Origin of the sequence: Olsenella sp. KH3B4 (assembly GCA_900111695.1) — a bacterium.
In the GTDB taxonomy this organism is placed as follows: domain Bacteria; phylum Actinomycetota; class Coriobacteriia; order Coriobacteriales; family Atopobiaceae; genus Tractidigestivibacter.
Map to the genome: position 1 here is coordinate 97,618 of FOHD01000006.1, position 12,240 is coordinate 109,857.

Annotated in this window: 6 protein-coding genes; all 6 read right to left on the minus strand. The window is 62.3% G+C overall.

All coding sequences use genetic code 11. From position 1 onward, the window contains the following. Nucleotides 1–172 precede the first annotated feature (172 nt). The gene (locus BMX94_RS07205) at nucleotides 173–3,451 is read right to left on the minus strand and encodes a 4-alpha-glucanotransferase (protein ID WP_091005164.1); all 3,279 of its coding nucleotides are present in this window, start codon (nucleotides 3,449–3,451) and stop codon (nucleotides 173–175) included. A gap of 3 nt (nucleotides 3,452–3,454) precedes the next feature. After that, a complete protein-coding gene (glgA, locus tag BMX94_RS07210) occupies nucleotides 3,455–4,954 on the minus strand; it encodes a glycogen synthase GlgA (protein ID WP_091005165.1) in 1,500 nt (499 codons plus the stop codon). 11 nt (nucleotides 4,955–4,965) lie between these two features. Further along, nucleotides 4,966–6,060, minus strand: a complete 1,095-nt coding sequence (glgD, locus tag BMX94_RS07215) for a glucose-1-phosphate adenylyltransferase subunit GlgD (protein WP_091005168.1) — start codon at nucleotides 6,058–6,060, stop codon at nucleotides 4,966–4,968. 3 nt (nucleotides 6,061–6,063) lie between these two features. Next, the gene (locus BMX94_RS07220; protein ID WP_091005276.1) at nucleotides 6,064–7,209 is read right to left on the minus strand and encodes a glucose-1-phosphate adenylyltransferase; all 1,146 of its coding nucleotides are present in this window, start codon (nucleotides 7,207–7,209) and stop codon (nucleotides 6,064–6,066) included. Nucleotides 7,210–7,284: 75 nt separating this feature from the next. After that, a complete protein-coding gene (locus tag BMX94_RS07225; protein ID WP_091005170.1) occupies nucleotides 7,285–9,714 on the minus strand; it encodes a glycogen/starch/alpha-glucan phosphorylase in 2,430 nt (809 codons plus the stop codon). A gap of 131 nt (nucleotides 9,715–9,845) precedes the next feature. Then, complete coding sequence (gene glgB / locus BMX94_RS07230) at nucleotides 9,846–12,029, minus strand: 1,4-alpha-glucan branching protein GlgB (protein ID WP_091005172.1); 2,184 nt, start codon at nucleotides 12,027–12,029, stop codon at nucleotides 9,846–9,848. Between the last annotated feature and the right edge of the window lie 211 nt (nucleotides 12,030–12,240).

The following is a 12,240-nucleotide window of genomic DNA, read 5'->3' on the forward strand; positions in this document are numbered from 1 at the left end:
TTCATGTAAAGGACTCTGCCAATCATAACTGAACGCTTACACAGATATTAAGTGACCATTCAACTCTGTGAAAAATGCGTAATAGAGAAAATAGAAAGGGCGCCGAGGGTTCATCCCCAGGCGCCCATCAAGTATTTCGAACAACAACTAGGCTGCTCACACAGAGGAGGCCCTACCGTTTCTCAACGGCCCTCCCGGACTCGTTTGCCAGCTCGCGCAGCCAGCTGGTCGCGGCATCCACGTCGGCGGCATCTGCCTGCCACGTCCAGTTGCCCTCGGCCACGCCCGGCACGTTCATGCGCGCCTCGTCGCCCAGAAGCAGCACGTCCTGAAGTGGCAGGATCACCAGGTCGTTCTTGACGCCCACGGTGCGGCGCTCGATGTCACGCGCCACCTCGACTGCCTTCTCGGGGTCGCCCTCGACAAAGCTGCGCGCGCACCAGCCCACGAGGGTCTCGGTGTCATGCGTGCCCGTGTAGACTACAGACTCCCTGTTGGGCGTGAACTCGTTGCGAACGTCCTGGTCGGCAAACTGCACGATGCTCATGCCCGGCACGCCCGTCTCGGCAATAAGCGCGCGTACGGCCGGCGTAATGTTGCCCAGGTCCTCGGCAATGAGCGGCAGGCCACCAAAGAGCTTGTTGGCAGAGCGGAAGAGGTTGGCGCCTGGCCCAAAGGCGTATGCGCCCTCGGTGGCCGGCTTGCCCGCCTCGATCTCGTAGTACGAGGAGAACCCAATGAAGTGGTCGAGACGTACGTAGTCGTAGAGCTTGAATGCGCGGCCGAGCCTGCGCAGCCACCAGTCGTAGCCATCGGAGCGTAGGACGTCCCAGTCATAGGTAGGGTTGCCCCAGAGCTGGCCCTCGGCAGAGAGCTGATCGGCAGGTGCGCCGGCCTGCATGGCCGCATGCCCGTCCTCGTCCAGGTCAAAGATGTCGGGCTCGCTCCAGACGTCCGCAGAGTCTGCCGAGACGTACATGGGCATGTCGCCCACGATGCGCACACCGCGCTTGTTGGCGTACGCGCGAAGCTCGTTCCACTCCTGCTGGAACTCAAACTGCAGCTTGCGCGCCGCCTCGATGCCCGGCACCAGCTCAGGATCATCGGCGAGCCGGGGCGAATAGCTGCGGTACTGCTCCGGCCACGCCTGCCACGGCGCGTCGTCAAACTTGTCCTTCAGCGCGCAGAAGGTGGCGTATGGCGTGAGCCAGTAGTCGTTATCGTCACAGAACTCCGCGAAGCGCCCGTCGCCAAAGAGCGCCTCGTCTGCGAGAACCTCCTCGGGATCGCGCTCGAGCAGGGCAACGTTGCCCGCGTTGGCAGCCAGTCCCGCGTAGGGCGAGCCGTACTCATCCGTGGGGTTCACGGGGAGCACCTGCCAGTAGCGCTGACCGCAGCTGGCGAGCCAGTCAACAAAGCGCTTCGCCGGCGCTCCCAACGTTCCCGGCCTGCCGTCGTTGGGCACCGAGGTCACGTGGCACAGCACACCCATGCCACGCTCGAGCGGCTTCTGGAGTCGCTCGTGCCTGTGGAAGTGAAGCACGGCCGTGCCCAGCGGCCACAGGAAGACCTCTGCCTGGCCCTGCGACACCTTGGGGTCGCGCCCAGAGACGACGTCGGAGACCTCCATGCCGCTCTCGATGGGCACGCGAACGGTGTGGGACGCGTTCAGGCTGGCGTTCACCAGCACGCAGACGCAATCGCTCTTGGTGCGGCTCCGACGCCAGAAGCCAAACACGTCATCGACCACCGAGAACGGGTTGAAGCGGCCATCTACCAGGACGTCGAGCGTCTTGCGCACGGCGATGGCATTGCGGTAGATGTCAAAGCAGTCCTTGTCGCCACCGTCCCAAGGATACGCGGCGCGGTTGTACGGATCACGGAAGCCCTCCATGCCGCGCTCGTCCCCGTAGTAGATGCAGGGAACGCCCGGCAGGGTCATCTGCAGGAGGGTGATTGCCCACAGGCGGCTCTTGGCCAGGTTGCGCTGACCGGGGTCCAGGCGATACGACGCGCGCTCCGGCTCCGAGAGCATGTCGGGGTTGGGAGCGCCGCCAAGCGTCGTAAAGAGACGCTCGCGATCGTGGCTGCCCAGGAGGTTGAGCTCGCTGTAGAGCGCCTGGCCGGGGTAGTTCTCGCCCAGCTGCTCCAGGCGCCGCGTCAACTCCTGTGCCCCAATCTCGTTGCGCATGAAGGCGAGAAGCCCCTCGCGCAGCGGGTAGTTCATGGTGCCATCAAGCTCCGAGCCCTCGAAGTACTGGCGCAGGGAGCCATAGGCCGTCTTGTTGCTGGCGTCCTCCCACACCTCGCCGATGAGAAGGCCGTCGGGCTTCTCGGCGAGGACCGCATGCTTGATGTCGGCGATGAAGCTGTCCGGAAGCTCGTCGGCCACGTCCAGGCGCCAGCCACGCGCGCCGTCGCGGAGCCAGCGCCGCACCACGCCCTCGCGCCCACAAATGAACTCGTGGTAGGAGGGGTCGTTCTCGTTGATGGCCGGCAGGTCGTCCACGCCCCACCAGCTGTCGTAGGTCCCGTCGTCGTGGAAGGTGTACCACGGGCGATAGACCGAGTCTGCGCTCTGGTAGGCACCAACAGAGTCCGGATAGTTCCCGTACTTGTTGAAGTAGCGCGAGTCGCACCCGGTGTGGTTGAACACACCGTCCAGAATCACGGAGATGCCCATCTCCTCGGCGTCCACACACAGGCGGCGGAAGCTCTCCTCGTCACCGAGCATGGGGTCGATGGCCATGTAGTCACCGGTGTCGTAGCGGTGGTTGCTTGCCGCCTCGAAGATGGGGTTGAGGTAGATGACCGTCACGCCAAGGTCCTTGAGGTAGCGCAGCTTCTCGCGAACGCCCTCGAGGGTGCCACCGTAGAAGTCCCAGCGCCTGATGCGGCCGTTCTCGTCCTTGTCATAGGTGGGCGGCGTGGACCAGTCGTCTACCACCGCTCGGCCTGGGCCGGCGATGTGAGGGCGTTCCATGGCAACGTCAGCCCTGTGGCGCCAGTCCCCGCCCCGCGCAAAGCGATCGGGGAAGACCTGGTAGACGATGCCGCCACGATACCAGTTGGGCTGGATGGCGCGCTGCTTGTAGACCGTGATCTGGAACGACGGGGGGTCCCCATAGGCAAACGTGCCCTCGCCCGTGGTCCAGCCCGGCTGTGCACCGTAGCGCCACACGGCCCCGTCGGACGCCTCGATGTCGAAGCTGTACCAGATGATGCCGGTGCGCTCCGGGGTAAAGGTGACCGAGAAGTGCGTCACGCTCCCGCGCTGCTCGCCATGCATCTCGAGCAGGCGCTCGCCCACTCCGTCGGTCCAGGTACGAAGCGTGCAGAACGTCACGTCGTCGTCCCAGACGTCGATGCCTACAGTAACGGCGCCGCCCAGCCGGACGGCGCCAAAGGGATCTCTGTACTCCCTCTCGGAGGTTACGTGACGTGCCTTCAAGCCTTACCTGTCTCTTCTCTTGTTGTACCGAATGACCTCTGGGTGAAGGCCGTGGTAGATGTCCATGTAGTCGTTTGCGGCTCGGCGCCAACTGAAGTCCGTCGCCATGGCCTGGAGCATGAGCTTAGTCCACAGCTCATGGTTCGTCCAGAAGATTTCGCAGGCACCGAGGAGCGTGTCGGCCATCTCGTCCGCGTTCATGTTGGAGAAGCGGAAGCCCGTGCCCTCGCCGGTGAACTTGTTGTACGGGACCACCGAGTCGCGCAGGCCGCCCGTCTCGCGCACGAGGGGAAGGGTGCCATAGCGCATGGCAATCATCTGGGAGAGGCCGCATGGCTCGAACTCGGACGGCATGAGAAGGATGTCGCCGCCTGCGTACATGCGGTGCGAGAGCGCGTTGTCGAACGCGATGCGCGCGCATATCATGTCGCCGTACTTCTGGTCGAAGTAGCGGAACGCCTCCTCCTGGTCCGCGTCGCCAGTGCCAAGGATGGCCACTTGGACGCCGCGCTGCATGATGCCGTCCATGGCATAGCGAACAAGGCCCAGGCCCTTCTGGTTGGTGAGGCGGCCGATCATGACCACGAGCGGTCGCGTGGGATCCTGGCGAAGGCCCAGCTCCTCCTGGAGGGCGCGCTTGCACTCGGCCTTGTTGGCAAGGTCGTCGGGCGAGTAGTTCGCAGGGATCATGCCGTCGGTCTTGGGGTTCCAGATGGTGGTGTCGATGCCGTTGAGAATGCCGGAGAGGATGCCGGAGCGCCTGCGGAAGATGGGGTCGAGCCCTTCTCCGTAGAACGGCATCTGCAGCTCGTAGGCATAGCTCGGGCTCACGGTGGTGAGGGCGTCCGCGTAGCACAGGCCGCCCTTCATGAAGTTGATGGAGTCCTTGTCGCAGTAGAGCTGGTCGCGGGCGGCGGGGATGTCGGCAAGGCCGAGGACGTCAGAGAGCATCTTGTCGCCGTACTGGCCCTGGAACTTGATGTTGTGGACCGTCATGACGGTCTTGACGTCATTGCACTGCGGTGCCCCGCGGTACAGCTCGCGCAGGAAGACGGGGCAGAGCGCCGTCTGCCAGTCGTTGCAGTGCAAGACGTCGCAGGCAAGCTCGGGCACCTTGACGATGGCCTCGCAGATTGCCTTCGCGAAGAACGCGAAGCGCTCGCCATCGTCAAAGTAGCCGTAGAGTCCGTCACGCTTGAAGTAGGCCTCGTTGTCCACGAAGTAGAAGTCGAGTCCCTGGAGCTCGAGCTTCTCGATGCCGCAGTAGACGTTCCTCCAGGCCAGGGGCACGTAGAAGTCCGCGATGTGCTTCATGCGGTCCCGGTACTCCTGGGGAATGGTCCCGTACTTGGGCATGATTACGGCGGCCTTGGCACCGGCATGCTTGAGTGCGCGTGGGAGGGAACCCGCCACGTCACCCAAGCCGCCGGTCTTGGCGAACGGCACCGCCTCTGAGGAAGCGAAGAGAATCCTCAGCTTCCTGCGGTGTGCGCTTGTTGGCATGGTACCCACCTCTACTCGCAACCCTTTTCCTTGACCAGGACGTCCTCGGGGGTACCACGAAGCTCGGTGCCCGCCGGGACGAGGTTGTTCCTGTCGACGATCGCGTTCTCGACACGGGCGCCACTCTTGATGACGCAGTCCTGCATCACCACGGAGCCGCGAATGGTGGCGCCGCTCTCCACGATGACGTTGCGGCCAAGGATGGAGTCACCCACGTTGCCAAAGATGCGGCAGCCTGCCGAGACGAGCGAGTTGGTGACTCGGGAGCCCACCTCGAACTTTGCGGGCGACGTGTCGTGCGCCTTGGTCTTGATGAAGCGGCCCTCGGGGAAGAGCTCGGCGTTGATGCGGGGATCGAGAGCGTCCATGTTGGAGCGGTAGTAGCTCTTCTTGTTGAACACTGCCGCGGCATAGCCCTCAAAGTTGTACGCTTGGACGTTCACGCGACCAAAGTCGTTGCTCATCGCCTCGAAGAGGTCGAGGTAGTCAGTGGCAGCGTACCAGTCGAACATGTCGAGCAGCAGCTGGCGGCTGATCAGGAAGCAGTCGAGGAACGCGGTGTCGCCGAACGAGACGCCGTGCTTCACGCCGGTGACGCGAGAGCCGTCGAGCTCGAAGCCGGTCACGTCGGCGTCGTTTCCGCTCGCCTGCTTGACGAGGACGGTGATGTCAGCGCCGGACGCCACGTGCGCGTTGTACATCTCGTCCAGGTCGATGTTGTAGACGAAGTTCGCGGTCGAGAAGACCACGTAGTCTGACTTCGACCTCGTGAAGAAGACCTTGTTGTGGACGAGGTCACGAAGGAGGAAGCGCGCACCGGTGCGAGAGGTGCCAAACGCGGAGCCAGGCAGGATGAAGAGGCCACCGTTCTTGCGGTCGAGGTTCCAGTCCTTGCCAGATCCCACGTGGTCGATGAGCGAGCGGTAGTTGTAGGGCATGACCATGCCCACGGTGCGCAGACCGGCGTTGACCATGTTGGACAGGGGGAAGTCTACCAGGCGGTAGCGGCCGAGAAACGGCATCGACGCCACCGGACGGTTCTCGACCAGCGCGCTCGGAGACTTGGCCGAGTAGTTGCACGTAATGAGGCCTATGACCTTTTCCATTGCTTACTCCCCCTTCCCGACAACGACGTCATTCCCAATGACGGCCGTGTCCTTCGTAGAGTCGACGCTACCGAGGTTCACGTTCTCCTCGACGACGGAGTTCTCGCCCAGGATTGCGCGAACAACGTGCGCGCCGTTCTTCACGACGGCACCGGGGAGCAGGACGGAGTCGACGACGGTGGCGTGCTCGCCAACGTAGGCGTCGACAGAGAGAATCGAGTGCTTGGCCTTGCCGAAGACCTGCACGCCGTTGGCAACCAGGCAGTCGTCGACGTCGCCATCACGACCCACGTACGCAGGCGGCCTCGTAGAGGCGTTGCTCATGATGGGGAAGTCCTCGCTGTAGAGGTCGAAGGCGGGGTTGGGGCCGAGAAGGTCCATGCTCGTCTCGTGGTAGCTCGAGATGGTGCCCACGTCGCGCCAGAAGCCGTTGAACTCGTAGGTGTACAGGCGCTTGCCGTCGGCCAGGAGCTTGGGGATGATGTTCTTGCCGAAGTCGTGCTCGGAGGTCTGATCAACGGCGTCCTCCTTGAGGGAGCTCACGAGGAGGTCGGTGTTGAAGATGTAGATGCCCATGGAAGCGAGGTTGGAATCGGGCTTCTTGGGCTTCTCGGTGAACTTGAGGATGCGCTCGTCATCGTCCTGGGTGATGATGCCAAAGCGCGAGGCCTCCTCCCAGGGCACGGGCATGACGGCGATGGTGAGGTCGGCGTTGTGGCGCTTGTGGTTCTCGAGCATCTTGCCGTAGTCCATGCGGTACAGCTGGTCGCCCGAGAGGATGAGCACGTACTCGGGATCGTTCTGGTCGATGTAGCCCAGGTTCTGCGTCACGGCGTCTGCCGTGCCCTCGTACCAGGCGCCGCCGGTCTGGGTGGCGTACGGCGGCAGGATTGAGACGCCGCCGTCACGCTCGTCGAGGTTCCACGCCTCGCCGGTGCCAATATAAGAGTGCAGCAGGTATGGGCGGTACTGGGTGAGAACACCCACCGTCGAGACACCCGAGTTCGCGCAGTTAGAGAGCGCGAAGTCGATTATGCGGAACTTGCCGCCGAACGAGACCGCAGGCTTTGCCACGTTGCTGGTAAGCGCGCCAAGTCTGCTGCCCTGCCCTCCGGCAAGAAGCATCGCTATGCATTCCTTCTTGCTCATAAGGTCCCCCATTCCCTTCTAACGTCCCAACAGGTGCACACCATGTCTTCCACCCGCAGACCTGCGGGGTAGTTCCTATGCCTCAATATGCCAGATGTCACTCATGTACTCGCGAATGGTTCGGTCACTAGAGAAGTATCCGGCCTTGGCGGTATTGTGCAGCGCCGCCTTGTTCCACGCAGCGCGGTCTCCGTAGGCGGTGGTGAGCTCGTCCCAAGCGTCAACGTAGGAGCGGAAGTCGCGCAGGACGAGGTCCGGGTCGTTGCTCACCATGAGGTAGTCGCGGATGCTCTCGAAGTTGCCCGAGAGACGCGAGAGGGAGCCGTCGGAAAGCATGTCCACAACACGACCAAGGCGATCGCGGTCGGCGTTGTACTGATCCCAGGCGAAGTAGTGGCCGGAAGCGCGCAAGGCCTCGACCTCCTCGGTGCGAAGGCCAAAGATCTTGATGTTCTCGTCGCCCACGAGCTTGGCGATCTCGACGTTGGCGCCGTCATAGGTGCCCAGCGTGATGGCCGCGTTCATCATGAGCTTCATGTTGGAGGTACCGGAGGCCTCGGTGCCGGCAGTCGAGATCTGCTCGGAAATCTCGGCGGCAGGATAGATGAGCTGCGCGCTCGACACGGCAAAGTTGGGAACGAAGGCAACCTTGATCTTGTCGTTCACGCGCTTGTCGTTGTTCACCACGTCGGCAACCGAGTTGATGAGACGGATGACCTCCTTTGCGAAGGTGTAGCTCTGGGCAGCCTTGCCCGAGAAGATGAACGCCGTGGGGCGCGGATCAAAGTGCGGATCCGCGAGGATGCGGCTGTAGACGTCCAGGATCTTGAACACGTTGAGGAGCTGACGCTTGTAGGCGTGGAAGCGCTTGACCTGCACGTCGAAGACCATCGAGCAGTCGAGGTCGACGCCGGAGGTCTCGCGAACGTAGTCAGCAAGGCGCTGCTTGTCGGTACGCTTGGCCTTCTCCATCTCGTCCAGGAAGCCGGCATCCCCCTCGAATTTCGTGAGCTTCTCCAGCTCGAAGGCATCATCCAGCCAGCCCGTGCCAATGGCACCAGAGATGAGACGCGCGTAGGAGGGGTTTGCCTCGGCGAGGAAGCGGCGGTGAGAGACGCCGTTGGTCTTGTTGTTGAACATCTCGGGGTAGAGGCGATAGAAGTCCTTGAGGACGCCCTCCTCCAGGATGCTCGTGTGGAGCGCGGAAACGCCGTTCACCGAGTGGCTAAAGATGATCGAGAGGTTTGCCATGCGAACCTGGCCGTCCCAGAGGATGGCCGTGTTCTTGAGCATCTCGCCCCAGTCATCAAAGGTGTGGGGGAAGCGCTCGCGATAGCGGCGGTCGATCTCCTCGATGAACATGTACAGACGAGGCATGAGGGCGCGGAAGGTGTCGATGGGCCACTTCTCCAGCGCCTCGGGCATGACCGTGTGGTTGGTGTAGGAGATAGTCTGCTTGACGACCTTGAAGGCAAGGTCAAAGTCGACGCCGCGCTCGTCCACCAGCAGGCGCATGAGCTCCGGACCGCACATGGCGGGGTGCGTATCGTTGGTGTGGATGGCCACGTGATCGCCAAGGTGCTCCCAGTCCGGGCCAAAGTCGCGCTCGTACGTGGCAAGGATGGTCTGCAGACCAGCGGAGACAAACAGGTACTCCTGCTTGAGGCGCAGAATCTTGCCATGCTCGCCGGAATCGTTGGGATAGAGGATCGTGGAGATTGCCTCGACGTCAGAGCGGAACTTGTTCGCCTTAGCGTAGTCACCGGCGTTGAACGCATCGAGGTCGAAGTTCTCCTCGTAGGGCTCGGCGCTCCAGAGGCGCAGGCGATTGACCTTCTTGGTGCCATAGCCAACGATGGGCACGTCATACGGGACGGCGCGCACCTTCTCGCCACCCTCCTGGGTGAACCAGTAGCGGCCCGTCTCGTCCTCGTGGCGTACCACCTGACCACCAAACTGGACAATCACCGTGGCGGAGTCGCGGCGAGACTCCCACGGGAAGCCGTTCTCCAGCCAGTTGTCAGTCTTCTCGACCTGTCGGCCACCCTCGATGACCTGGCGGAACAGGCCGTAGTGATAGCGCATGCCATTGCCGTAGCCCGCAATGCCCTCGTGTGCCATGGAGTCGAGGAAGCAGGCGGCGAGACGACCAAGGCCACCGTTGCCCAGGCCGGGGTCTGCCTCCTGGCGGCAGATGCTCTCGAGGGAGGCGCCCATGTCCTCCACGCCCTTGGCAACAAGGTCATGGACACCGAGGTTGAGCAGGTAGTTATCGAGCAGCGGCCCAAGGAGGAACTCGAGGGAGAAGTAGTAGACCTTCTTCTCGCCCTTCTGGTGCGTCGCGATGCCAACGTTACGCGACTTCTTGGCGATGAGCGTTGCGAGCACCTGGTAGCGCTCGAGCTCGGTGCAGTCCTCGAACCTCTTGCTGAGGTCTGCCATGCAGGCCTCGCGATACTGCTTCTCGAAATCTGCCGTGTCCTTAAAGATCATTTCCTGTGCCATGCGACTCCAATGCCATGTCTTACGGGACGAGAACGTTCGAACATCACATGAGAACGTTCCCGTCTCATTATACGGATGCGTTCGTCACGCGCGCGTTGCCTGACGGTTTGGCGCGCGTGACGAATGACGGCCTACTTGTCCTTTGGCGTCTTTGCCGAGGAGGAGCGGCGGGTAGCGGGCTTCTTTGCGGCCGGCTTTCTGCCCGCAGGCTTCTTTGCGGCCGGCTTGGCCGCAGACTTGGCCGCGGGCTTGGCGGGCGCCTTCTTCTCGGCTGCGGCAGTTTTCGTTTCCGACTTCTTTGCCGCAGAGGTCTTTGTGCGCGTGGAGGTTGCGCGGCGCTTCCTCAGCGCACCGGTGCGGTGCAGGATGAAGCCGCCAAGCGGAGGCACGCGCAGCACGACCGACTGCTCGCGGCCGTTCCACGGGGTTTCGCTGGTCTCAAGCTTGCCGATGTTCACCACGCCGGAGCCGCCAAACTGGTCGGCGTCGGAGTTGAAGAGCTCCTCGTAGTAGCCCTCCTCGGGCACCCCCAGGCGGAAGTCCTCGCGCGCGTTGACGTCAAAGTTAATAAGGATGACCAGGTCATCCTTGGGGTCGTCGCCCTTGCGGATAAACGAGATGATCGACTGCTTGGCGTTGTCGGCATCAATCCACTCGAACCCGTCGCTCGTGTAGGAGCGCTGCCAGAGTGCGGGATGCGCGTTGTAGAACGCGTTGAGCGCCGCAACAAACTGCTGCTGGTGGCGGTGGGTGTCGTACTGCTCGGCCAGGAAGTATTGAATTCCCTCGTAGTAGCGCCACTCGATGAACTGGGCAATCTCATTGCCCATGAAGTTGAGCTTGCCGCCCGCGTGCGTCATCTGATAGAAGGCAAGCGCCCTCATGCCGGCAAACTGGCGCCAGTAATCGCCGGGCATGCGCGTGATGAGGGAGCACTTGCCGTTGACCACCTCGTCGTGGCTGAGCGGAAGCACGAAGTTCTCATTGAACTGGTACATGGTCGAGAACGTGAGCAGCCGGTGGTTGCCCGGGCGATAGGGGAAGTCGGTCTGCATGTAGTGCAGCGTGTCGTTCATCCACCCCATGTCCCACTTGAAGTTGAAGCCCAAGCCACCGTCCTCGGGCGGATAGGTCACGAGCGGCCACGCCGTGGACTCCTCGGCGATCATTGAGACGTCCGGGTAGTACTTGCCAACCGTGGAGTTGCACTGGCGGACGAACGCGATGGCGTCATCGTCCTCCTCGGTGCCACGCGAGTTGAACTTCTTGAGGCGCGGGTCGTCCACGCCAAAGTTGAGGTAGAGCATCGACGTCACGCCGTCCATGCGGATGCCGTCGGCGTGGTACTCGTCAATCCAATAGAGCAGGTTGGAGATGAGGAAGGTGCGTACCTGGCCACGCGAGAAGTCGAACTTGTGCGTGCCCCAGTTTGGGTGAATCTCGTTCTCATAGAGCATCTCGCCGTTAAAGGCGGCAAGGCCCTGCTCGTCCGCGCAGAAGCCTCCGGGCACCCAGTCGAGAATCACCCCGATGCCAGCCTTGTGGCAGGCATCGACAAAGTGCTTGAACTGCTTAGGATCTCCGTAGCGCGAGGTTGGAGCGAAGTAGCCCGTCACCTGATAGCCCCACGAACCATCAAACGGGTGCTCCATGACGGGCATGAGCTCGATGTGCGAGTAGCCCATGGTGCGAACGTAGTCCACAAGCTCGACAGAGAGGTCATCGTACGTGTAGAACTCGCCGCGCTGCGCGGGGAATGGATCCCCCGGGCCAGGATAGGTGCCATCGGGACGCGGGTCCCCCTGGGGCTCGTCTCCGTGACGGCGCCACGAGCCAAGGTGCACCTCAAAGATGTTGAGAGGAACCTTGAGCTTGTCGGCCTTGGCGCGCTTGGCAAGCCACGACTCGTCGCTCCACGAATAGCCGTTGATGTCATACGTGCGCGAGGCCGTACCAGGGGCCTTCTCGGCAAAGAACGCGTACGGGTCTGCCTTGTAGAGGCGCTTGCCAGAGTTTGTCTCGATAACAAACTTGTAGAGCGAGCCCATTGGGACACCGGGGACAAAGCCCTGCCAGACATCGCCCGTCTTGGTCTTGGAGAGCGGATTGGCGCCCTCGTCCCAGTTGTTGAACTCGCCAATCACGTGGACACTGTTAACCTTGGGCGCCCAGACGGCAAAGTGGAAGCCTTCGGTGCCGTTCTCGTCGACGGCCTGGTGCGCACCCATCTTGTCGTAGCTGCGGTACCACTCGCCCTTTGCTAGCAGGTAGAGGTCGTCGTCGCTCAAGTACAGAGAACTGTCACGAGTCTGCATGCTCGCTCCTCACGCGTCGCTTTGTGTCCCCCATGGGGCATGACGTGCGGTTTATTGGCCGTCACCCCCATCATTTTCCAATTATATTCCATAAACGCAAACTGACCGGGGTCGTACAAGTGTTGAGCCAACGAGCGCGGGAACGGTTCCACATGGCGGTGCGAGCGGCGTATTTGGATACTCGAATGGCCCCTGATGACAAGCGCGATGC